The sequence below is a fragment of the Isosphaeraceae bacterium EP7 genome (genome assembly GCA_038400315.1).
Classification (GTDB): Bacteria; Planctomycetota; Planctomycetia; order Isosphaerales; family Isosphaeraceae; genus EP7.
The window spans coordinates 1,176,515-1,201,618 of the sequence record CP151667.1 but is presented as its reverse complement, the minus strand read 5'-3'; the positions used below and the strand labels follow the sequence as shown (position 1 = coordinate 1,201,618).

Annotated in this window: 11 protein-coding genes; all 11 read right to left on the bottom strand. The window is 67.1% G+C overall.

Going from position 1 to position 25,104, the window contains the following annotated elements; all coding sequences use genetic code 11:
• Nucleotides 1-69: 69 nt before the first annotated feature.
• Nucleotides 70-2,238 (bottom strand): fibronectin type III domain-containing protein, encoded by a 2,169-nt coding sequence (locus tag EP7_RS04700; protein ID WP_463526439.1) that lies wholly within the window; start codon nt 2,236-2,238, stop codon nt 70-72.
• A gap of 108 nt (nt 2,239-2,346) precedes the next feature.
• Complete coding sequence (locus EP7_RS04695; RefSeq protein WP_463526438.1) at nt 2,347-3,267, bottom strand: class I SAM-dependent methyltransferase; 921 nt, start codon at nt 3,265-3,267, stop codon at nt 2,347-2,349.
• Nucleotides 3,268-3,355: 88 nt separating this feature from the next.
• Nucleotides 3,356-4,189, bottom strand: coding sequence for a methyltransferase domain-containing protein (locus tag EP7_RS04690; protein ID WP_463526437.1), 834 nt, complete (start codon nt 4,187-4,189; stop codon nt 3,356-3,358).
• Between the two features lie 51 nt (nt 4,190-4,240).
• Nucleotides 4,241-5,551 carry a glycosyltransferase gene (locus tag EP7_RS04685; RefSeq protein ID WP_463526436.1) on the bottom strand — a complete coding sequence of 437 codons (1,311 nt, stop codon included), beginning with the start codon at nt 5,549-5,551 and terminating at the stop codon, nt 4,241-4,243.
• 74 nt (nt 5,552-5,625) lie between these two features.
• Nucleotides 5,626-7,011: a glycosyltransferase gene (locus EP7_RS04680; protein ID WP_463526435.1), complete on the bottom strand. Its 1,386-nt coding sequence runs from the start codon at nt 7,009-7,011 to the stop codon at nt 5,626-5,628.
• A 67-nt stretch (nt 7,012-7,078) separates the two neighbouring features.
• Complete coding sequence (locus EP7_RS04675; protein ID WP_463526434.1) at nt 7,079-7,984, bottom strand: SDR family oxidoreductase; 906 nt, start codon at nt 7,982-7,984, stop codon at nt 7,079-7,081.
• A gap of 31 nt (nt 7,985-8,015) precedes the next feature.
• The gene (locus EP7_RS04670; protein ID WP_463526432.1) at nt 8,016-8,879 is read right to left on the bottom strand and encodes an alpha/beta fold hydrolase; all 864 of its coding nucleotides are present in this window, start codon (nt 8,877-8,879) and stop codon (nt 8,016-8,018) included.
• Between the two features lie 18 nt (nt 8,880-8,897).
• Entirely contained in the window at nt 8,898-10,514 is a 1,617-nt protein-coding gene (locus EP7_RS04665) for an alkaline phosphatase family protein (RefSeq protein ID WP_463526431.1), read from the bottom strand.
• Nucleotides 10,511-10,819, bottom strand: a complete 309-nt coding sequence (locus EP7_RS04660; RefSeq protein WP_463526430.1) for a hypothetical protein — start codon at nt 10,817-10,819, stop codon at nt 10,511-10,513. The genes EP7_RS04665 and EP7_RS04660 overlap by 4 nt, the downstream gene beginning before the upstream one ends.
• 42 nt (nt 10,820-10,861) lie before the next feature.
• Complete coding sequence (locus tag EP7_RS04655; protein ID WP_463526429.1) at nt 10,862-16,078, bottom strand: beta-ketoacyl synthase N-terminal-like domain-containing protein; 5,217 nt, start codon at nt 16,076-16,078, stop codon at nt 10,862-10,864.
• Nucleotides 16,075-24,720, bottom strand: coding sequence for an SDR family NAD(P)-dependent oxidoreductase (locus tag EP7_RS04650; protein WP_463526428.1), 8,646 nt, complete (start codon nt 24,718-24,720; stop codon nt 16,075-16,077). The genes EP7_RS04655 and EP7_RS04650 overlap by 4 nt, the downstream gene beginning before the upstream one ends.
• Nucleotides 24,721-25,104: the final 384 nt, after the last annotated feature.

Below are 25,104 nucleotides of genomic sequence, written 5' to 3'. Positions count from 1 at the left end.
CCCGATCGGAACATGTCGCCGCAGGGATCGCCCGATTCGCGATCCCGCGACGACATTGCCCCCATCGAATCAGCGTGCAAGCATTTTCGCGGGCAGGGCCCCTGCCCTGGCTAGCCCAACTCTACGGAGCAGCCTCGCGACCATCGCGTCGAGGGATTCGACGGTCTGGGCGTCGAGCGCATTCCCTTCATTCGTGGTGAGCCCACGGCGGATCTCCTCCAGTCGCCGCTGGGCGACGTCGAGATTTCCTCTGGCCAGTGCCGTCCGACTCGCGTCCAGGAGGTCAACCCACCTCGCGCCTGCACTCACGTTCCGTTTCGAGCCGTCCCGGACACCGGCGATCGCAGCCCGCGTCTCGTCGAACGAGATGGGCGGGGCCACCCCGGGGAAGCTCACGACATTCGACGTCGCCGACACCCGACCCGACGCGTCGATCGCCTGGATGTAATACGAGTAGCGAGCCTCCTCGGACGGGATCCGGTCGCGGAAGAAGGGGCGGGATGTCGAGCCGACGGGCTCGAACGGGCCGACCACCTCAATACTCTCGCTCAAGACTTCCTCAGAATTCCCTTGAGCATCGACGAATTCGGGTCGCCGATTCAGGCCCAGCATCGGGCCGATGTCGGCCACCTGGTGGGTCGAGCGGAAGACGCGGAAGCGGACCGCGTCGGCGGCGGGTTCCCATGAGAGGACGGCCCTGTCGCCCTGGAGTTCCGCCTCGACCCGAGCCGGAGCGGCGATGGTCTGGGCCGACCGAGCGAGGGCCGGCGCTCCGCCGACGAGGCCGGTCCTCGCGAGCGGGCTCGTCGTCGGGTTGCCGAGCCAGATCTCCGTCCCCTTCGCATAGTTCACGGTGCCGACGAAGAGCCCGGATGGGGTCGACGCAAACGTCCTGAGCCCGAAGTTGAAAAGGTTCCCAAACCCGGTTCGCGTGATCGGCGCCCAGTAAACCCCGTCTTGCGACGAGAAGAGGTCGAACCCGTACTCAGCGCGAAAATAAGGGTCCAGCGGGGTGCGCCTGAATCCCCAGCTGTCGTCGTTCGTCCCGGCGTAGAGCGTCCCGTTGTGCTCCTGCATCCGCCAGATATGGGCATTGAACGGGTTTCCGAAACCGTCGGACAGACCGCTGAGCGGGAAGAGGAGGCCTCGGTTCGTGAACCGTGGATTACCCGAGATGAGGTCCCAGCTGTCATTCGGATTGATCCGGATCAGTTCCGATGAGGGGAGGAGCGTCGAATACCAGCCCGCGCTGCCGACGTAGAGCCGCCCCTTGAACGGATACATGCTGACAACCGACGTCATCACCTTGCCGCGGCCGGCCCCGTCGGTCACCACCGGCGTGAGCGAATAGGGGACGGGACCGGTGGCGTCGGTCCTCCAGACCGAGTAACCCGTCTGAGAGTCGCCGGCCCCCAGATAGAGACGCCCGTTGAAAACCGACATTTCATACACATGAAGGGCCGTGTCCGTGACCTGGCGGAAGCTATTATTGCCGAGTCGAGGATCGTCGGACTCGATCACGTAGCCGTCTCCGGTGAGGCCGGGGCTGGCGGTGATATAGAGCTTGTTGTTATAGACTGCGGTGGCGCGGAAGGTGATGGCGTTGATGTCGCCCATGAACGTCCCGCGGTCCTGCGGAATCGGCTGGAAGACCTCCTTGCTGCCAACGATGGTCATTCGAAGGATCCGCGGCGGCGGCAAGCCCGGCGTGTATTCCCGTGCGCTACAGCCGACGAGATAGAGCGACTCGGTGCCGTCCTTCTCCCGGAAGGTGACCATATCGCGGTAGCCGATATCGCGGGCCACTTGCTTTCCGGGGGCCAACGGGTTCGGCAGCGTGTCCGACTGATAGACGCGAGTCCAGGCCGCGGTGGCCGGGGTGTACTTCCAGACCTCGGCCCTCAGATCCAGGTCGGTGGGATCGCCCGGGCAAGGGGTGTCGGGGTCGGCGAAGATCGCTTGCAGCGGCTTTAGGATGGGGAAATAGAAGGCCGAGGTCGCGTTCTCGACGCACTGGAAATTCCGATTCGTGCCGACGTAGAGGCTCCCCTTGAACCACTGCATCGACCAGGGGTAGCTATTCTGACGGTCGCCGAAGCCGGAGGGGGCGGTGCGGACGAATTTCAGGGGGACGGTCTGCGCGGGGGACGTCGAGGCAGGGAGGAGCCAGCAAGACAAAGCCAGCAGCATCGCCCGGGCGAGTCGTGATGGACGTGGGGAAATTCGTCGATGATTCATCGCGGAGAGTTCCTGATGATCCTGATGGATGTCGAAACGGTTGGGATCCGGCCTCGCCAGCCATGGCTACCCGCGGATCGGGAGGGATGAGGGAAGGAAGAGCCCGGTTCATGTCGGTCGAGGAGTTTTCTGGAGGACGAACCGGAGATACTCGCATTCCCCGCTCGCGAACGACTCATAGACCGGACTCCCCTTGATGCCGGCGAAGTCCTTCACGAGCGGGAAGATGAGTCGCGGGACCTGTCGCTGGAGGGCTTCGAGCCTTCGCCGACTGTCGAGGTCCAGGGCGTGGAGGACATTGGGGGTGATCCGCTCCTCCTGCACGACGACCAGCCCAGAGCGGTTGAATTGCTCGCGAAGCTCGGGCACATGGTCGGGGTGCCGCAAGTCGGCGAACAGGAGATGGCCGCCGGGCCGGAGCACCCTCGAAACCTCGCCGAGGAACGCGTCCATGGACGGGTAATGGCAGGAGGATTCCACGTTGAGGACGGCGTCGAACGTGCCGGCATCGAAGGGCAAATGGCAGGCATCGCCCCGCCGGAACGAGAGCCCCTCGGACTTGTACTGATCCGTGCAGAACTGGACCGCCTTGTGGGCGAAGTCGACCCCGGTCACGGAGCGAGGTCCTAGGCATCGCGCGACATACGACGCACCGCCCCCTCTCCCGGATCCGACTTCGAGGACATCCTTCCCGGCGAGGTCGACGGCCCCGGCGACGCGGTGATAAAGCTGAATACTGAACCGGTTGACGGCGTCGTCATCGCCCAAGTCGACGAGGTGGCCGTCGGGCCCTGGCGCCGCGTAGCCGTAGTTCATGAACAAGATCTCGCGCCTCTTGTCGAGCGTGCAGAACGCCTCGTAACTGAGCCGCGTGCACTGGCCAGGGAGCCCGGGAGCGACCCGCCTGAGCAGGTCCAGGGCCCTGCGCACCGGCCTGATCCGGTGGATCGCGGCATAGAGGCCATCGAGAGCCCCGCGGCCATTCGATGCGGCGCGAGGCGAGATGCTGACCCCGACGTCGTCGCTCATGACTTTGCTCCCCGGCGGTTCAGAGTCTCGAGAGTTCGATCCATCACCTGGATCGCGCGAGATTGGCGGCGAAGTCTGGACGGGCCGGCTAGACGGCCCGCGCGCGGACGGTGAGGCTGTACCCCAGCGGCCCGGTCGGGATGAGGTCTTCCAGAAGGAAGGCCGTGAAATAGAGGTGTCGGAGGACCATGTATCCCCCCCGCCAGCGGAGGAGCCCCTTGAAGACGACGAGGATCCCGAGGTGAAGTGCCTCCGCCAGGCCCACCCCCGTGCGCGAGGATCGGTCGATATCGAAGCCCGGGCCGATCAGGGCACGCACCTCATCGATCGAATAATGCCGGTGTGTCCCGGATGCCGACTCCTCGCACGGCTCCAGGGGGAGGAACGACGGGAAACGGCGGCGGAGCGCCTCGTAGGCATTGTTCGAGTCCATCGCCGCGAAGAGGCCTTTGTGCGGCACGCTGAGCACCAGGCTGCCGCCGGGCTTCAGGACGCGACGGACCTCGGCGAGGACCCCCTCGGGATTGTCCAGGTGCTCCACCACGTCGAGGATGAGGACTGCGTCGACGGATTCGTCCGGGAACGGCAAGGTCGTCGCGTCGGCCTGCACCATCGGCAGCCAGGGATAGGCCCGACACGCGATCCTGATGTTTAACTCGTCCCGCTCGACGCCCGCGACCCACCGCTTGCCCTCACGACCACTCGCGATCGCCACAGTCCCGTAGCCGAAGGCACAGCCGACGTCGAGCACCTTCGTCGCATCCACCGAGAGCCATCGCCGTGCTCGACCCCAGCGGCCAACATGGGAGAGGATCCTGAAACGCTCCCGCGCCCACTTCTGCTGGCGCGATCGCGTCTCGTCCTCGATGCGAATCCCTCCCGCCGTCTCGCTCGCGGCGTTCGTGGCCAATCCGGTCGTCATCGAAGTCTCCCCCTGTCTCGGTTTGCGACGCGGCTCGACGAACACTCTCGTTCAGGCGGGACAGGCGACCGATGGCTCGCCGATCAGCGATTCGATCAACTGTGCGGCCCCGGTCGGCCCGGGTGCCTCCGCGAGTAGCTTCGAAAGGCGTCTTGCGTTGCGGCCGAATTCCGGCTCTGCGAGCAAACGCTCGACTCCCTCCCGCAGCCGTCTGGGTGTGCATTTCCCCGGAGCGAGCCGGAGGCCCGCACCGGCTTCGACCACGCGGCGGGCGTTGTCGGGCTTGTCCCAGCGGGTTGGCACAATCAGCTGCGGCACGCCCGCCTGGATCGCCGCCATCACGGTTCCCGCGCCGCCGGTGGTGACCAACGCGGCGCACCGCGGCAGCAGCTCGCTGTGGCTGACCCAGCGCCGCACGTGGATGTTCGACGCCACCGCGCCGAGCCCCATCTCCTCCGGGTCGCGCTGCGAGCCCGTCGTCAGGATCGCCTGCACCGGAAGCCCCGCCAGACCCGACGCCGCGGCTCGCAGCACGAACGGGTCCTGGTAGTGCGCCGTCCCCTCGGTGACGTGAACCCACGGCTGGCCGCCGGGAAGCCCCTCAAGCCAACGATCGGGGGCCTGGCCCGACGGCCGGTTCCAGATGCAGGGCCCCACGTAGTGGACCGACGACGGAAGGTCACGACGGCCGTAGTCCAGCTCGCGAACGCTCGGGATGAGATAGAGGGGGAGCCGGGCGCTGAACGCATTCACGGAGCAGCCCATCGGGGGGAGCCCATATCCGGCGCGTATGGAATCGAGCTCGCGCCGCAGGCCGGTGGCCAGGATGTCGTTCGCGAAGTTCGCCACACGGGTCAGCAACCGGGTCCCGAAGCTGCGGGGGGGCGGCAGCCCGGGGCCCCAGGGGGGTGCTTCGCGCCCCGGCAGCGGACAGCCGATGAAGAACGCCATGACGGCCATCCGCAGGTGGTCGGCCTCCCGGAGGACCAGGCTCGGCCCCCACATCATCGGGTCGGTGACGACCGCGTCCGGCCCCCAGGCGGCGATCACCTCGCGGACGTCGGCCACTTGCTGGGGGATGGTCCCCGCCAGCCACTCGCGGAACACCGCCCGAAGAAGCTTGAGCGGGGTCCGGTCGATCGGAGATCGAGCTTCCAGCCCCTGGATCAGGCCCCAGATCCGCTCCTCATCGATGCGGCGGAACGGGAAGGCGGCGAAACCTTCGCCCTCGACCAGGGAAACCGCTCGAGCCCCGGTGTAGAATCCGACCTCATGACCGCGGGACTGGAGGGCCTTGGCGACCCCGAGCGCCGGATTGACATGCCCCGGGAACGGCCAGACGGTGAACAGGATCCTTGCCATCGTCGCCTCCCTCCCCTCTCTCTGATCTGACGAGCGATCAATCGAACGTGACTGAAGACGGATCGGGTCGAATCTCACGGGTCGATCGACGCCCATTCGAGCGGGCCACAAACCTCTTGCTGGGCGGTGGAAGCCCGAGATTTCTCGGCGAAATCCTCGCCGCGTTGGGCCGACTTCAATGCCAGCGCTTCGAGCAGGTCGGCGGCCCGCTCGGGCCCGGAAGTTGCGTTCATCTTCAGCGCAAGCCCCCTCGCATTCTCGCGGTAGCCGGGCTCGGCCAGGACCCGCTCGACCGCGTGTCGGAGCGCTTCGGGTGTGCACCTGCGGGGGGACAAGCTCAGGCCGAGGCCGGCGTCGACGATGCGGCGGGCGTTGTCGGGCTTGTCCCAGTGGGTCGGCACAATGACCATGGGCAAACCCGCATGGAGGGCCGTTAATATGGTTCCCGCGCCGCCGGTGGTGACCAACGCGGCGCACCGCGGCAGCAGCTCGCTGTGGCTGACCCAGCGCCGCACGTGGATGTTCGACGCCACCGCGCCGAGCCCCATCTCCTCCGGGTCGCGCTGCGAGCCCGTCGTCAGGATCGCCTGCAAAGGCAGCCCCGCCAGCCCCGACGCCGCGGCTCGCAGCACGAACGGGTCCTGGTAGTGCGCCGTCCCCTCGGTGACGTGAACCCACGGCTGGCCGCCGGGAAGCCCCTCAAGCCAGCGATCGGGGGCCTGGCCCGACGGCCGGTTCCAGATGCAGGGCCCCACGTAGTGGACCGACGACGGAAGGTCACGACGGCCGTAGTCCAGCTCGCGCACACTCGGGACGAGGTAGAGAGGGAGTGTTGCCATATGGGCGTTTACTGATCCGGCCATCGGCGGCAGGCCGTTCTCAGCTCGGACCCGATTGACGCGCATCCGCACGCCCACCGCGAGCATGTCGCTCAATCGTGTGACGGCCTTCGATAGCAGCCTTGTCCTGAAGTTGCGCGGCGTCGGCAAGCCCGATCCCCCCGGCGGCGCCTCCGGGCCAGGGATCAGGCAGCCCATCAGTGTCGTCAGGATCGCCACCGGAACGGTTCCGACCTCGTTGAGGACCACGATCGGCCCCCACATGCCAGTCTCGGTGACGATGACATCGGGCTTCCACTCGGCACTGATGCGTCTGAGGTCGGCAACCTGGCCGGGCATCGTCCCCGCGATCCATTCGCGGACCGCTCGCATCAGGATCTTAGGGGCATTCCAGCCCAGCCATGCCCTCGACTCCGCGTCCCGGACGATCTCCCACATCGGGCCATCGTCCACCAGGACATAGGGGAGGACCATCATCCCCTCGGCCTCGAGGATCGGCCGCACCGATTCGCTCGTATAGAAGGCGACGGAGTGCCCACGGGCCTGCAGGGCCTTGGCCACGCTCATGAATGGATTGATGTGGCCAACCAGCGGCCAGACCGTGAGCAAGAATCGCGACATGCCGCCCCCCCTTCCCCGAGTCCAGCTCCGTGCATCTCCCGCGCGATCGCCCTCAAGGGCCGCCGACCTATGGGACCGTCGTGGCCCGCACAGGAACCGCGGATCTCACGGTAGAGGGACGACCCCCGCCGGTGATCTTGCGGAGCAATGCGCCGAAATAGAGACGTTCGAACAACTCGCCAGGGAGGTGTCGCCGCAGCGACAGCACGACCGACGCGGGACGCCCGACCACATATCGCATGCGGGGCTTCCTGGCCGTCAGCGCCCGATGGACCGTCATGGCCACGTCGACCGGCCGCGTCTTTCGGCTGTTCACGAACTTGTCGGCCATCTCCTCGTGACGGCGAAACATCTCGACATAGGGGCTCTCAGGGTCGAGGGCATTGGCCGCCGTCCCCCTGTTCTCCGCCCAGCGAGACGTCTTGATGATTCCCGGCTCGATCAGGATGGATTGGATCCCGAACGGGGCAAGCTCGAGCGCCAGAGACTCGCCGAAACCCTCCTGGGCGAACTTGGTCGAGCAGTAGGCGCTGAGCCCGAAGGTGGCGATCTTCCCGCCGACCGAGGTGATGGTGATGACCCGGCCTCGCCCCGCCTCCCTCATCGAAGGAAGGACACGCCTGGTCACGGCCATCGTCCCGAAAACGTTGGCCTCGAACACACGCCGGATCTCGGCATCGGTGAGGTCTTCGAAGCAACCTCGCAAGCCGATCCCTGCGTTGTTCACCAGGCCGAAGATGCCCCCCGTTCGGTCGACGATCGATCCGACGGCCTCGTCGATACTCTCGGGGTCGTTCACGTCGAGACGAACCACGTCGAGCGTGACATTGCGTCGGGCCGCCGCCTCGAGGACCTCCTCGCGGTGGCCCGGGTCGCGGACCGAGGCGAAGACGTGGAAACCCTTGCCGGCGAGGTAAAGCGCCGTCTCTAGGCCCAGGCCCGTCGAGCTGCCGGTGATCAAGACCGTATCCATGAAGACGACTCCGGGTGCAAGCGTGTCGATCTCAGGCCGTCCCCAGGGCATATCCGTTGGCCGTCGCCGCCCGCGGAGGGGCGAGCGCGTCGAGCAGGTGACCCACGACGATCTCGGGCTGCTCGAGGGGCCCGAAGTGGCCCCACTCCGATGGCGGGAGCAGGATCGACCGCGCGTTGGGCAAGTGCGCCTGTAGGTACCGCTGGGTGTCGAGGAACGCCGTGCCGTCGGTATAGATGAGGTGCGTGGGGGCCTCGATCTTGGGGACGTTCTCCAGCGTCAGATCACCGACGCTCTCGTAGTCACGGGCGAGCGTCGTGGTATCCAGGAGCTTCAGGAACGCCTTCGGCTCGCGGGGCAGTCCCTTCAGAGGGCCCCACTTCTTGGGCAGGGCGAGGCTGAGGCGCAGGAGGTAATCGGTGTCGCATCGCTTCTCGGGGGGGACGGTTAACCCGGACGCCTCCAGCACCTCGGCCCAGTACGACCACCCGACCCAGTCTTCTCGCGTCCGCAAGTCGATGAGCGCCGGCAAGGCGGCCTCAATCGCGACGACCTGGCGGACCCGCTCGGGGTTACGGAGCGCGAAATAGAGCGCCGTGTCGGCCCCGTAGCTATGTCCAACGATGTCGGCTCGCTCGATTTCCAGCTCGTCGAGCAGGCCCTCGAGGTCGCCGGCCATGTCGTTGGCCGTGTAGCCCGTGGGGGGCATCCCGCTGAAACCGTGCCCGCGCAGGTCGTAGGTCAGGACCCGGAAGTGCTCGCAGAGCAGCGGGACGATCTTGAGGTGCCAGACCGCGAGGTTGCCGGTCAGGCCGTGGATCATCACGAGATCCGGCCCCTGCCCGACCCGTTGATAATGGAGCTTCAGACCGCCGGGGAGTGTCACCTTTGGCATCACCGTCTCCGCAGATCATTATTCCAGGTATCCGAGGGCACCCAGGCGCTTCAGCACCAGGGCCTCTTCCTCGGCGTCGTAGGCCAGATCGGGCGTCGTTTGCTCGGACGTGAAAGGTTCGGGTCCTGGCGCCCGGGACGCCTCGAATCGCGGCGGATTGAGTCTTAGCCCCTCGGGGTCGAATGCATCGAGGGGAAGTCGCCCGTCCAGCTCCGCGGGCAGGGAGACGCCGGTGCAGTACAGCAGGACCGTGGCGACGTCTTCGATGTGGATCTCGGGGAGGCGGGCCCCTCGGCGGAAGAGCGGACCGCCTGCGAGGAAGACGCCCTCGGGCCGGTGCGTCCCGACCGGCTCAGGCCGCGTCTTCACCGTCACGTCGGAGCGAAGGATGGAGACGACCGCGTCTCCTTCCAGGACCACCGTCAGGTCGGGGCCCATCGCCATATGCGGCCCTGGGAACGCCTCCTCGCGCGTCCAGACCTCGGCGACGACCGGCCGCCCCGTCACCGGATGGCGGAACTGCCTCAGCGCCGCCATCAACTCGCCACGGACGCGGTCGTAGGACTCGACAGGAACGCCGACGTCGCTCGCCGCATCTCGCCCAACGATGTGGATCCCCTGGCTGCTCGGCGTCGCGGCGTAGGCGATCGTCCTGGACCAGTCCATTTCGAACGTATGTCGCGCGATCTGACTGATCCCAACACGGTTGGACGCTCCGTCCTGGACCGCCTGGTCGTCGGCCCAGGCCAGGTAGCCTTGCTGCTCGAGCCACGTATTCAGGTAGACGACATCCGAGGAAGGGCCGAATCCGTGGTCCGAGGCGAAGACGACCGAGGCCTCGGGCCCGGCTTGCTCGACAATCCGGGCGATCAGGCCGTCGAGCTGCCGGAAATAGCCCTCGCAGAGCCGACGGATCTCCTGCTCCCAGGTCGTCGGATCGTCGGTACGGAACGCAGGGTCGATGAATCGCCAGCAGAGGTGCTGGAGCTTGTCCACGCCGTCGAAGAGGACGGCGGTCAGGTCGGCCGGCTCCTCTCGCATCAGGTAAAGCAAGACCTCGGTCCAGCGTTGTTCACGCCGGCAGTGCAGCGCGATCCAGTCGGCGTATTCCTCCGCCGCACAGCCTTCGAGCGCCTTCTCCTCGAGGCTGGCGTCATGCGACAGCTCGCGGGGGTCGAAGCTAGGCAAGGTCTTGAGGCGATCGAATAACCCCGCCGGATGACACCCCAGGCGGAGCTGCCTCCAGGGCATCCATCCGCCCGGAACGACGCTCCCGTTAACATTGGGCGGGGGGAACATTAGCGGGAAATTCAACGCGGTCACCCGTCGGCCTTCGTCGCTGGCCAGGGACCAGATGGTGGCCGTCTGGATATCGTTCGAGGAGGCGAAGCGGAAGAAACGGCTCTCCGGGGTTTCCTTCTGAAAGAAGTCGAAGACTCCGTGACCGCCCGGCCGTTTGCCGGTCATCAGGGTCGTCCATGCCGGCGGCGTCAGCGGTGGGATGACCGACCGTAAGGAGGCCCGGACCCCGTTGGCGACGAGGTCCCGGAGGAACGGCATGGTCCCATTTGCCATGAGGGGATCGAGCACCGTGAAGGTCGCGCCGTCGAGGCCGACCAGGATGGTCTTGCTCATCGCGGCACCCCCTCGCCCGCCACATGACGGCGATGCTGGCAGACGAAATCGACGAGTTCGCCGATGGTTACATCTCGTTGCTCGAGGGGACGCTGGCCGACTTCGGCGAGGAATTCCGAGAACGGCAGCCGTCCGTACCGCTCCTGGATTGAAGTCCCGAGGACCACCAGGCCGAGCGACTCCATGGCCAGGTCGCGCAGCAGTCGCGTGCCCGCGTTCACCTCCCCGTCGTACTCCCAGTCGCCCGCCAGCTGGGTCATCAACTCGAGCAGTTCATCCTGGATTTGCTGATGATTCGCCAACATGTTCGCTACCTCCGGGACCTTGTCGAATCGGTCGGACGCCGTTCAAGAGCCGATGGATGCCCGCTCGCCCGCCACATCGACGTGGGAGGGGATGCCGAAGGTCGTCGCCACGACAAGACGATCGATGGAGATGGTGCGCACGGCGATGGCTGCTGCGTTGAGGTCGGGATGACGCGAGGTTAGTTCGCCCGAGAGCCTTACCTCGACGATCCCTCCGTCCGGATCGATGCCCACGACTTCCGTCGAGCGCGTCGACCAGCCGAGCCCCTCCCCCGTCGCCTTGCCGACGGCCTCCTTGGCGCACCACATCCGGACGGCCCACTCATCCCGCTCGGAGTGGGGTCGGGTCCTTAACATCTCGAGTTCCTCGCCGCCGAACGCGACGTCGAGGAACCCCTCGGGGCGAGGCTTGATGAACTCGACATCGATACCCAGACGCAGGGGACGATCGCCTCCAGGATCCGGCAAGGCGGCGATCGCGACCGCGAGACCGTCCGAGTGGGAGATGGAGATGACCGGCATCTCGGCGACCTCATCCGCCCATGCGCCGAGGACCATCGGACGTCCTCGTTCGTCGGGCTTGATCTCGAGATCGGCGAGCCTCACGTCGAGGTTTTCGTGATCCAGTAGCAGTCGGCGCACGGCTTCCTTGACCGCGGTCCGACCCGCGAGCCATTCAAGCTGTCGAACGAGCGGCGTCCTCAGCGAGCGGAAGTCCTCGCGCTCGGATCGGCTCAAGACTCGATGAGCCCAGATACGCTTCCAGAACTCGTGGTTCGATAAAAATTTCGCGCGGAGTCGCCGGCATTCGACGGGCATGCCAGGCGCGAGGTCCGCGATGGGCCCTTCCCAGGGCTCGCTGATTTCGGCGTGCGAAGGACGCATCAGAGCCTCGAAGCCATCCGGGAGCTCGAATCGTTTGTCCTCCCAGCCGGTCAATCGCATCCAGGGTTGTCCATCGGCCGTGACAATCTCGATGTCGGTTCGGACAAGTTGGTCACCGATCAGTCCGATCGAAGCCACGCAGACGAGCGATTCGCCAGCTGCACGGGGGGGCCCGAACACCTCCAACGATTCCAGGTGGAATGGGAAGACGACCTTCCCCGAGTCGAGACGCTCCGCCGTCCAGAACCCGACCACCTGGCCGGCGGCGTCCAGGGCGATTGGGTCGAGGACGAAGCGTCCGCGTTCCGCCCCGCCGTGCAACGCGTCGAGCGGCAATACTCGCAGCGTCGCGACAGCGCCGTCTTCTCCAATCTCATCCAGGGATTCGACCCCCTGCCAGGTCGGCCCGTGAAACATGGATTCCCCGTAGAGGCGTCCGGGCCTCAGCCCCGACGTTTTTCCATTGAGAGGACGGGAGACGGGCGGCATCTCGGGATCGGGATGCGGATAGGCCGCGGAAACGACGACCGAAGCCTCGACCACAGGCCCGAGAGGCCGTGATCCCGCGAGCCTTTCCTCGGTCAGATTCCGCAATTGGACATCGACCCGGTTTTCGAAACCGGGGCGACGAAGGGCCGTCACTTGAAGCTCCTGGGGGCCGTCACCGAAGTCGATCCAGCGGTGGGCGCGGACGTCGCGGAGTCCGGTCACGGTCCTCCCGGGCATCAGCGCGGCCGCGGCCTCGGCGAGGATCTCCATGCTCATTGTCAGGGGCATCACGGGGAGTGCGAGCAGATCCGGGTCATGCCTGGAAATCTCTCGCCCCAGCGTATGATCGCGCAAGGCCAGGTCGAAGAGCGGGTCGAACGTGCGCCTGGCCGTCAACTCGACCTCGGGCGTCCACGCCACTACGGATCCGAGGAGCGCGAAGGGTGCCTCTCCTCCTTGAGACGGATCGCTAAGGGGAATCGTTTGTCCCCGAGCGTCGTCCGCCGATCGGAGTTCCGCACCTGCACCGGGATCGAGGCAGCTTTGCATGACTCTCTCCTGGACGGCAAGGAAGCGCTCCATGGTCTGGAGAAAATCCTCGACCATGGAGGTGCCGGGGCCTACACCGACCGCCGACGAGCCGACGCCCGGCGCCGTCTCCTGGAGTTCCCCGGGGGTCGAATTCCGCTCGGACCGTGGGGCCTGATCCGAAACGACCTGGATCTCGGGATCGACCTCGTCACGCTCGATTTCGAGATCGCCCGCCTCGCCCGATTCGATCGTGTCATCGACGGCAATCTCCGACCTCATTTCTCCCGGCATCGGGCCTGATGCGACAGCCCTGAGCCTACGGGCAGCCTCCGTCCCAAGGCTCATCGAGGGGAATCCGGTCCGTATTTTCATCTCTCCCGATGGCCGTCCCGGGGTCGGATGCGCGGCGATGCGATCGAGATCGATCCGTCGAGTGCACCGATCCCGGGAGAGGGCCATCAGGTCGAGGTCGATCCCATGGACGGTGAGGATGGCGACGAGGTGATTGAGCTGGGCGATGCCCGACCTGCGCTGGACGTTGGAAGGGATGGCGCAGAAGGTCTTGTCGCGGAGGATGTCCTCGACAAACGCCGTGAGGTTGCCCCTCGGCCCGACCTCGACGAAGAGTCTCACCCCGTCGTCGTGCAGCCTCTCGACGGTCCGCCGGAACTCGACCGGCTCCAGCCAGTGATCCAGCATCAGCTTGCGAATCGCGGCGGGGTCGTCAGGATAGGGAGATACCGATGTGCACGAGTAAATCGGGGTCGTCGGAGCGACTATGGGGGCGTCCTGGAAGATCTGTTTGAGGTGCGCCGCATACGGGATGAAGAGGGGCGTGTGATACGCCCGGTCAAATTTGAGTCGTTCAAAGATCAGCCCGTCACGTCGCAGAATCTCCTCCGCTCGCGCCGCGGCTCCCGCCTCTCCCACCAGGACCGCCTGGTGAGGGCAGTTGTCCATGGCCACATAAATCTCGCCGCCGGTCTCGCGGGCCACTGCTTCGACCTCCCGCCTCCCGGCACCCACCGCAAGCAACACGGCTGTCGAGAGTTCCGGCCCGGATGCGACCTCGTAATTCCGGAAGAACGTGAGGATCAGCTCGGAGAACTTATCTCTCGCCGGGTCGAAGATCCCGGACGCACGGATGGCCGAGTACTCCCCGGTGCTGTGGCCGAGGATCACGTCGGGCCGCAGTCCGAGCCGTTCCATCAGCGTGAGCATGGCCCGATTGGCCGTCAGGACCGCCTCGACCGCGCCAGCAATCTGCCAGAGGCGTTCGGCGACCCCACCGCCATCGCTCGGGATCGGCGATGATCTCGGGAAGATGTGGTCACTCGGCACATATCCGCGCGGGTGATCATAATAGATTTGGTCAATCTCATCGAAGCACGCCTGCACTTCGGGGAAGTGCAGGCAGAGATCGGCGAGCATATTGGGATATTGAGCACCCTCTCCGGGGAAGAGGATCGCCAGCTTGCCCGACCGCCCGAGCGGCTCGGCGGCGTAATAAATCCCCGAGACGTCCCGAATCTGGAGGCATCCCGGCGAGCCGAGCTTCTTCGCGGCCTTCCCCAGCTTGGCCTTCAGGTCGGCGGCCGACGCCGCCACGACGGCCAGCCGGAAGGGGGAGCTGGATCCCGAAGTCATAAGATCTCGATTCAAGGTCGCCGCAAGATCCTTGATGCGGATGGGCTCATCCGAATCGACCGCATCGAGCGCCGCGACGAGACGGCGGGCCTCTGCCAGGAGCTTCGCCGGCGATTCGGCCCCGAGGATACAGACCTCGCATTCCCACTCCGGCCGATGGTCGGCGCGGGCCTCCGCTCGCCGCGTGTCGTCCTCAAAGCCCGCCTGCAAGGCCACCCGGCCTGCGGGTGCGTGTTCCTCCAGGATGGCGTGGGCATTGATCCCGCCGAAGCCGAACGAGTTGACCCCGGCCCGCCTGGGTTCCCGGCCGCCGTGTGCCCAGGGTCGAGCCTCGGTGTTGATGTAGAAGGGGGTCTTTTCCAGCTCGAGCCTGGGGTTGGGCGCCTCGCAGTTCAGGGTCGGCGGCAGGACCTTGTGGTAGAGCGAGAGGGCCACCTTGATGATCCCGGCGACCCCGGCCGCGGGGATTGTGTGGCTGATCATCGACTTGACCGACCCGATGGCGCAACGGGGGATCTCGCCGATCCGTTGGCCGAAGACCCTGGTCAGGGCCTGCACCTCGGTGGCGTCTCCGACCGGCGTGCCAGTCCCGTGGGCCTCGATCAGCCCGACCGAATCGGGCGAGACGCCGGCCTCCTCATACGCACGTCTCAGCGCGAGTTCCTCGCCCTGCACGCGGGGCGCCATGACGCTCATGCCCCGGCCGTCGCTGGCGACCCCGACCCCACGGACGACGGCATAGATCCGGTCGCCGTCACGCTCGGCGTCCTCGATCCGCTTCAGGACGACCATGCCGATCCCCTCGCCGAGCAGCGTTCCATCGGCGTCCTTGTCGAAGGGTCGGATCTGCTGGCGGCGGGAGAGTGCCCCGAGCTGGCAGAAGATGCTGAGAGTCGGCATCGGGATCCAGATCTGCGAGCCACCGGCGATTGCCAGGTCGCAGTCGCCGCTGGCGAGGTCGCGCATCGCCTGCTGGACGGCGATCAGCGACGAGGCACAGGCGGCGTCGACCGTATAGCTAGGGCCCATCAGGTCGAGCCGATTGGCGATCCGGCCGACGATAATATTGGGGATGAGCCCTGCAACCGTCTCGGGCCCGATCGGCGGCAGGGCCCGCTTCAACTCCCGTCGAATCGCCTCGATCTCCGCGCCGGTGTATTCGGGGTGGAGTGCGCCGAGGATCTCAAGGGTCTGGCTGACGACCAGCCCATGCTGGATGGCCATCGCATTGCCGGCGTTGAGGTACGTCCCCTTGCCGAGGATCACCGAGGTCCGCCGCCGGACCGATTCGGGGAGATCAAGGCAGCCCGCATCCGCCATCGCCTCGCGGGCGAGCCTGAGCGACAGCCACTGATCGGGCTCGCCGCCGACGGAGACCGGCGGGACGCCGAAGGCCAGGGGATCGAAAGTCGACAGCGCCCCGAGGTAGCCACCGCGCTGGCAGTAGACACGATCGGGCTCGGCCGAATTGGGCTCGTAATACAGGGCCGTCTCGCGAGCCTCGGGAGGCGGCGCCGTGACCGAGTCGACCTTGCCGAGGATGTTCCGCCAGTAAGCGTCGACGTCGGGGGCGCCGGGGAATAGGCACGACATCCCGATGATGGCGACCCCTTTGCGACGCGGGCGCTGGCCCGTCGCTGGTGGGTTACCGGGACGGTAGGTGACCGACCTGTCTTCGCCATTCGGAAATCCGTGGGGGGCGGTCATGGTCGCTCTCCGGGACGATTTGCTGCGGTCAGAAGACCTCGTTGGCGGTCGGCCCCCGCCAAGCGATTGAGGGCACGGCTTCCGTTGCCTTCGACCCCGGTCATCACCGCGAAGACTCGGCCTTCGGGGTCCAGGAAGGTGTGGTCGCAGAAGCACATCGGGTCCTGGCTCTCGGGCCGGACACGCAGCTCGTGTCGCACGGTACCTCGGCCTTCGACACCCGACGGGCCGAACTGGCGATAACTCTGAACCCCGGCGGGGAGCTGGGTGACGTCCCAGTGCAGGCGAGCCCAGAGGACCTGCATCTGGAAGGCACAGTCAACGAGCACCGGGTCGATGACCCAGCCTTGCGCTGGCCCGCCTCGAAGGCAGTCCGCCGGAGACGACTGTCGGAACAGGGCACGCGCTCCGTTGGTACCAATGGCCTCGATCGAGGCAATCCCCTGGAAAAGAGGTCCGTGGAAGAGGAGATCCCGGTAGGCTTCGCCCACGCTCAGGGACTTCTGCCCGACACCCTCGATCGGTGCGAGCGGGCCCGGAAGTCTTGGCGACCCCCACTGCCCTGGCCCTCCGGCCTCGTGGGCAAGAATGACCTCCATCCGATAGTGGACCCGCATCGGGTCGTCCGGATGAGCGATGCTCACCTCAAGGGTCACCTCCGGATGGAGGTCGGCATGGCTCGGGTTCGTTTCGTTTCGAGGGCGAGCGGTGACGCGAACCGCCCGGCCGGGGCCGTCGACCACGATCCCCTTCATCAGGCGGATGTTCCGAAGCTCCACGACCTTCAGGCCGGGCCATCCCGCCTCGGCGACCTCGGAGGCCAGCTCCATCGCCATCGCGAATGGGAAGACCGCCTGACCATCAATGCAATGATGATTGAGATAATGATCAATCTCCAGATCGAGTGGCCTGACGAGATGGACGGCGTCGGCATCTCGTGTGAACGGGCCGGCGACCGCGAGGAGAGGGTGTTTCGGGACGGGCCCGGCGGCGGTGCTCGTGTCGCCGCCGATCAGGATTTCGACATCGCCCTTTCGCCCGGATGTCAGCTCGTCCAGGAGCATCGAGCAGCCGACTTCGGGGGGGATGAGCGCCACGCCACGCTCGGCGAATTGACGTTGGACTTCCGCGGAGACCATCCCGGTTTGCAGCCAGGGGCCCCAGTTGATCGAGACGACTCGGGCCGGCCAGGTCCTGTCGAGCTGCTGGGCGAGCTTGTTGAGCACCTCGCTCGCGGCGGCGTAATCGGCCTGGCCACGATTGCCGAATCGCGCCGACACGGAGCTGAAGAAGGCGAGGAAGCGGAGCGACGCCGGCCTGAGCTTCTCGCCCAAGACCCTGGCGCCGTTCACCTTGGTTTCGACGACACGGCGGAAGGAATCGAGGGACTTGTACTTGACCAATCGGTCTTCGATGACGCCAGCGCCGTGGATGACCCCATCGATCCGCCCGTGTGCCCGATAGACTTCGTCGATGAGCATGCCAAACGCGATGGGGTCTCGGACGTCGCAGGTGAGGAGCTCGACGCGGGCACCGGTCCCGCGGAGCCGTTCGAGATTCTCTCGGATCTGGCGGCCATTGAGGAGGTGCCGATAGTGGTCCTCGACCATCACGGGGGTGACCGACTCATGGGTGCGCTTGAGCTGAGCGATGATCGCCGACTTCAGGGCCCGGGGATCGGTCAGGCCTGCCGTCTCGGGCGATTCGGGGCCTTCCGGCGCGGGAGTCCGACCGACGAGGATGAGCGTGGGGCGGGCGACCTCGGCCAGCTTCAGGGCCGCCAGGTAGGTGATCCCCCGGGCCCCGCCGGTGATGAGCAGCACCGAGTCGGCGTCCAGCGGCAGGCGTTCAACGGGGTTCGCCGGCAGAGGCGAAGGAACCAGCTCGAGGACGGTACGGGTCCCGTCGAGGTAGCCGACCTCGACCAGGTGGTCGGCTGCCATCAACTCGCCAAAGAACTGATTCGCAAGGACTTCGGGGGCTTCGCGTCCGACATCCACGGACTTGACTTGGACAGTCGGCCATTCCTGGGAGAGGGACTTAAGATAGCCGCCGAGGGCTCCATGAATCGGCTCGAATGTCGAGCCGGGGCGATCCGTCGCGAAGGCTCCGCCCATCCGTGTGGCCGCCAGAACTGCGGCGCCGCCCAAGGCCGCCGATCGCTCGAGATCGGCGTGTAGGGCCTGGGACGTGAGGAACAATGCGATCAGGTTATCTTCGTCCTTCGATACCTCCTCGCGCAACGCAGAGAGGAAGATGAGGCCCGACGGCGTGCCGTGGTTGGCTCGAAGGTCTTCGACGAGTCGGGCGACCTCTTCGGGATGACCGAGGTCGCCCGCAAGGCATTGGGGGCTTCCTTGCGTTGCGTCGATGTCTCGGACGAGCCGGACGACGCGGTATCCCGCGCCCTTGAGACGAGCGGCCAGGGCATGTCCCACACCGGTCTCGTCGTCTACCAAGACGACGAGACCGTCGGGGGCCAGGCCGACGGCGAGCCCGACGGCGGGCGAGGGGGTCGAGTTGAGCGCGAACCGACCGATTCCGTGACCGGTCCGCGCACCTTCAAAAGGGCGGGTTTCTCCCCCCTTCCCAACGGGGTCGGGTGATCCCGATGACGCCGAGGTCGCAAGCCCTGGCACATCACCAACGATCGAGACCAGGGTGTCGACCACCTGACGAAGGGTCCGGCTGGCGGTCAGCTTCTCGACGTCGGGAGACTGCCCGGCTGGCAGCTTCAGTGCGCGGAGGATCGTGCCGGCGATCTCGACTCGTTTGATCGAGTCGATCCCCAGTTCGGCCTCCATGTCCGACTCCAGCAGGAGCATCTCCTCGGGATAGCCGGTACGCTCGCTGACGACCGCGAGCAGATCCTGCGTGAGCTGAGCCCGGCTGGGCGGCATATACGCCTTCGGGCCCGGCACGAGTGGGGGAGGTGCGGGTGCCTCCTCCCGAGGAGGGACAGGGACGCGGGCCACGGCCACGACCGGTGAGGTCGCCTGAATGTCGGCGGGTGCGGCCGGAGCAGAGGCCCCGCCGTGCGATTGAGGTTGCGGTTGCGGAGCGTGGACGGGCTCCATCGCGGGAGGAGCATCGAGGGCGAATCCGTTGCCGTCGGCGCCCGCCCCCGCCGGTCGATGGTCGACATTCGGGGTGGGAAGGGCCGCTGCCCCGGTTCCCAAGAAGGTGAGAATCTCGTGCATGACCGTTTCCTGGGTCTGGAGGAAACGCATCATCACCTGTTGAAATTGCCGAACGATGTCCGTTGTCCCCTGCCCGTTCGCGGCCGGCCCCGGGGTAGGCGCTAAAGGCGGACTTGCCAGATAAGGGGCGAGTCGGTTCTGCGGGATCGCCTCCCCGGAGATCCTGGGACTTGGTCGGGTCGTTGGAGTCATGCTCCCTCCGTTTCTGGCGGACAAGGCCTGGTGCGGATGGGGGACGGGCGTCGGCGTCGCGGCCACGTGACCGTTTCGGCCGGCGGATCCGGATTTTCCGGGCGACGGGTGGCCGTTGCCGGTTCCGTCGCCATTTCGGTCCGAACGGGGAGAGGATTCGCCGACGATCGTCGGGTTTTCTCGGGTGGGGCTGGGCGTAGCCTGGTGGCCGTCCGCCACCCGGATGGCCAGCGGCAAGGTGGGCGGTTCGGCCGTACCCGCCCTGGGATTCGCCGGTCTCGCCTTCCCACCGCTGACCATCCAGGTTGTCGGGGTGAGCTTGGGCCGGCCCGTCTCCTGGTCGAGCGACCCGAGGTGCAGAGCCCGGGCCGTCCGGCCTTCGAAGAGCCGTCCGAGTCGGACCGGCACCCCCTCCGCCACGAGCGAGGCAAGCGCGTGAAGGAGTTGTGGCACCCCGGATCGGCCGGGGACGTCCAAGGGTGAGCAGAGATGAGGGCGATCGCCGAGGATCCGGCCGACGAGTCCGCTCAGGACGTTTCGCGGGCCAACCTCGACGAAGATCCTGGCACCAGCCTCGTACATGGCCTCGATCTCGCGGACGAACTCGACAGGGCGGACCAGGTGCTCGCCAAGCAGGCCGGCGATGGCCCCTGGATCCTGCGGGTAAACGCCCGCCGTCGTGTTCGAGTAGACCGGGATCCGGGGCGGTGCGATCGGGATCTCCCGGAGGAACTCGGCGAGCCTCGATTGCGCGGGCGCGACCAGGGGGGAGTGGAAGGCACATGAGACCGGGAGGAGCCGCGCCCGGATCTCTCGCCCCTCGCACCAGGCGACCGCGGCATCGATGCGGCTCTTCGATCCCGAGAGGACCGTCTGGAGGGGAGCGTTGAGGTTAGCCAGCGTCAGACCTGGGTCGGAGAGCAACTCCATCAAGGCCTCGGGCGGGGCGTCGACCGCGGCCATTGCGCCACTCTCCTCGGTCGTCTCTTCCTTGACGAACCGCCCGCGCGCCGCGGCAAGATGAAGCAGTTCCTCCTCGCCATAGCAACCCGCGGCGTGGAGGGCGACGAATTCGCCGAAGCTGTGACCTGCGGCCATCTGGGGCTCGACGCCGAACTCACGCAACAAGCTTAAGTAGGCAATATCGGTCACCCCAAGGGCGGGCTGGGCGACGCTCGTCTCGGTCAGCTCGGCCTTCAGGCGGAGCTCATCCTCTGGGGTGAAAACCGGCGGCGGGAAGATCAAACGACTCAGCGGACGATCGAGCTGGCCGGCGAGTACGCGGTCGGCGCGATCGAAGCAGCGCCTGACCGCCTCGAAGGCCAGCGTCACATCGCGGGCCATGTCGACATATTGCGATCCTTGCCCCGGGAAGAGGAAGGCGACCATGCCCTCTTGAGAAAGGGGCTTCCCCGAGAAGTAGACCCCCCGTGACGGGTGTGATCGGTCGGGTCCGTCCCCCAGGGCCCTCTCGGCGAGGTGCAGCCTCGCGATGAGCTCGTCGATCGACGACGCGACGATGGCGAGGCTGAACGGGCCCGCCTGGGCCGCGTTCGCCGCCCGGGCCACGGTGAACGCCAGGTCGACAAGCGCGGGCCTTGCTCCCTTCTCGAGGCGCCCTGTCAGGTCCTTGATGGAATCCAGGATCTCCCGTCGCGAGTCGCCTCGCCAGACAAGAAGCTCTGCGGGCCAGACGTCGACCGGAGCGGCGTTCCCATCCAGGTAGTGGCCGGAGTACTCCTCCATGGCGATGTGAAAGTTCGTGCCGCCGAAGCCGAAGGCGCTGACGCCGGCCCGCCGGGGATGGCCTCCGGGGTCGATCCAGGGGCGTGCTTCGGTGTTCACGTAGAATGGGCTCTCGGGGAAGTTCGACCTCGGGTTGGGGCAGGTCACGTTGAGCGTGGGCGGGAGGACCTTGTGATGCAGCGCCAGAGCCGTCTTGATCAGGCCGGCGACTCCGGCGGTGGCCTTGGTGTGGCCGATCATCGATTTGACCGATCCGACGGCGCACCCCTGACGACTCCCACCCGCCTTGCCGAAGAACGCGGAGAGGGCCTGAACCTCGGCCTGGTCTCCTGCCACTGTGCCGGTCCCGTGGGCCTCGACGAGCTGGACCGACGCGGGCGGGATCCCGGCCTGGGCATAGGCCCGGCGGAGCGCCCGGACTTGCCCATCGGGCCTGGGGGCGGTCAAGCTCCGGTCGCGGCCGTCGCTGGACCCGCCCACGCCCCGGATCACGCCGTAGATCTGGTCACCATCACGCTCGGCGTCGTCGAGGCGTTTGAGGATGACTGCGGCAAACCCCTCGCTGATCGCGATGCCGTCGCCTTGCGCGTCGAATGTCCGGCATCGGCCGGTCGGCGAGAGTGCCTGGGTTTTGCTGAAGCAGAGGAATGAAAACGGGTTCTGAATGGCGTCGATCCCGCCCACCACCACCACGTCGCTGGTGCGCGCCTCGAGGTCGCGCACCGCCAGATAGACGGCGGCCAGCGACGAGGCGCAGGCGGCGTCGACGGTGTAATTCACCCCGCCGAGGTCGAAACGATTCGCCACCCGGCCCGCGGCCACGTTCATGAGCAGGCCAGGGAATGAGTCCTCGGTCCAACCCGGGAGGTGACTGCCCAGGTTCTCGGTGACGGCCGACGCGTCGCCGCCGAAGAAGGCGGGCAGGCTGGATCGGAACATATATCCGGCCGTCAGGTCGGCGCCGCCACCACCCGCCCCGAGGATCACCGATGTCCGCTCGCGGCAGAACGGCCGGTCCAGGTAACCGGCGTCGTCCAGAGCCGACCGGACCACGGCCAGGGCCAGGAGCTGGAACGGCTCGATCGAGGCGAGCGAGCTGGGAGGGATCCCGTAGGTCGCCGGATCAAATGCAACCTCGTCGATGAACCCGCCCCAGCGTGAGTAGATCTTGTCGGGCGCCGATCGGTCGGCGTCGTAGTACTGCCTCCAGTCCCAGCGGTCGGCGGGGACCTCGGTGATCGCGTCGACCTTGCCCAGGATATTCGACCAGTACGATTTCAGGTCGGGCGAGCCCGGGAGGATGCATGCCATGCCGACGATGGCCACGGCGCAAGGAGGCGGCGACTGCGGACCTAGATCGACCGCGTTCGCGCCCGCAGACCCGAGGATCCGTGCCCCCCCCTCGGAGACGTCGCGGTGGAGTTCATCCATCGAGCAAACCGCGGCTCTGAGGGAGGCAATCTGGCCGATCATATACATCCCACGCGACCACTGGTCGTCGTCGGACACGTCGACGAGCTTCGACTCGCCCGGAGCTCCCCGGTCGCTCGTGTCGCGGTCGAGCCCCTTGGAAGCGACCCGCAGACGGCCGATATTCAGCACTTCCAGGCGGTGCCGCAGCTCGTCGGAGGGGAGTGCCTCGCGGATCAGGCGGCGTTTCTCCCCCGCGAAGTCGTCCACGAACGGAGAGGGGACGCAGCGGGTCGCGTGGCCCGGCCCGCTCTCCAGGAGTACGGTCCGGCCGCACGCGACGGCCGCCTTCTGAAAGCGGTCGACGATCGCGCCGGTGCGCACCGCCTCGTCGGTGAACAGGTAGGCCGTGCCCATCAGGACGCCGATCTTGACCCCTCGGTCGACCAGCGGCGCGGCCATCGCGGCCGCCATCGCCGCTGAGAGCCCGTCATGCACGCCGCCGGCAAACAGGACGTGGCAGGCTGTGGGGTCGGCAGCGGGCGTCGCGTCCAGGTGAGCCAGCAGGACCTCGATCATGCTCTCCCAGAGCACGAAGCTGGTCCTCGGGCCGACGTGGCCGCCGCATTCGCGGCCTTCGAACACGAACCTCGAGGCCCCCTCCTGGAGGAACATCCGGAGCAGACCCGGCGACGGGACATGCAAATATGTAGCGATTCCATCGCCTTCCAGAACCCGGGACTGATCGGGCCGCCCCCCCGCGATCAGGGCGAAGGGAGGCCGGAAGGCGCGGAGGACCTCGAGCTGCTCGGCGCGCAGCTCGGGCGGGACGAATCCGAGGACCCCCACTCCCCAGGGCCTGTTGCCCAGGAGCCGGCCGGTGGCCTCGAGCAGCGTCCTGGCCCCGGGGGCCCGCATCAAGGCCAAGGCCAGGAAGGGCAGGGCGCCCGACTCGGCGACCGCGGCGGCGAATTCCGCACGGTCGCTGACCCGGGTCATCGGGCCCTGCACGATGGGGTATCTGGTGCCGTGGGAGCGGGCCAGCGGCGACCCTTCGGCCAGTGGACCGCTCCCCTCGGTCGCGGCCCCGAACTCGGCCGATGCCCGACGTATCGCATCGACGATGCCGCCGACGGTCTTGTAGCGAGACGCAAGCCCCGCGGCGAATGTGGCGTCCTGACCGATGGCGAGGAGCGAGGTCGACGTTCGTCGCCAGTCAACCTGACGGGTGACCACCTCTCGCCAGGCGAGGCGGACGGCCTCGCGGGGCCGTTCGGCGACGAGAGCCTCGGCCTCGAGGCGCCTGAGGTCGTTGGCGGGACCCAGATCGGGGCGAGAGTAGGAGCGGAAGGCGGCCCCGAGTCCCGATCCGAGGCAGGCCGTCTCGCTGCCGTCCATCGACCCGATGCGCGCCCGGACGGCCTCGGGCAGGGGCGACTCGCGGGCCAGGAGGAGCTGGCTGTCGAGCACCGCACCGGCGGCGCCCGCCGCCCGGCAGGCGGCCGCGGTGCGGGGCCCCACGCCCCCATGAGCCCAGACGGGGATCGTCGGGCGTGAGAGCAGGGATTGGAGCAGGACGAAGGTGGTCTCCTCGCCGACCCATCCGCCCGCCTCATGCCCCTTGGCGACCAACGCGTCGGCGCCTGCGGCCTCGGCCGCCTGTGCCTCGTCCACCCCGAAAACGACGATGTAAGCTTTCCGCCCGGCCTGATGGATGAGCCCGATCGCCCGGCGGAGTCGACCGGGGGGCGTGCCGGCCAGCAGCAGTGCGTGCAGGCCGGGGGGCGCCAGGCCGAGGACGGCGGCAAGCAAGATCTCGTCCGCCCCGTCCAGGAGCACGCCGATGCGTCCGCGGCCATGGCGACCGAGTCGGGCGAGCGCCGCCAAGGCGGCGTCGGGATCGTCGGCGAACTCCAGGTTGAGGACGCCGATCGCGCCGGCCCGGCTCCCCGCGATGGCGAGCGACGGATCGGGCGAGCCCGGGGGCGTCAGCACGATGAGGTCGAAGTCTGCCGGATCGCCCAAGGTCCCCTCCTTCTGCACGTCGCGGCCGGGGTGACCGACCACTCGTCTCGGGATGAATCTCGACGGCATGGCCGGAGTCGGGGCGCGGAGCCTCGACCTCGGCCGCCCGGCATGAGATGCGGGCAGGATCAGAATCATTCCAAGCGTTTTGGTCAGGGGCGTGTCGGAGTCGGCCGGCCGTCGGTCCCTGCCGGCGACCTGCGAGTGGAAAGGCGGGCATCGCCCCGGCCCACGCCGGACGGAAACCGATCGGGTAATGCCGTCCCGTCCGTGGCGGCGATGCGAGTCGGGAGGGTGACCGTCATGGGCCTAGGCTCCAGGCTCCCGCGGGTCGACTTCGTGCCTGGGGGAGCAGACTCGACGTCGTCATGAAACCTGATTAACTAGATATCTTGAACGGGCATTGATTGCGATTTGACGTCGCGGATCAGAGTATTCATTTGGGAAGCCTCC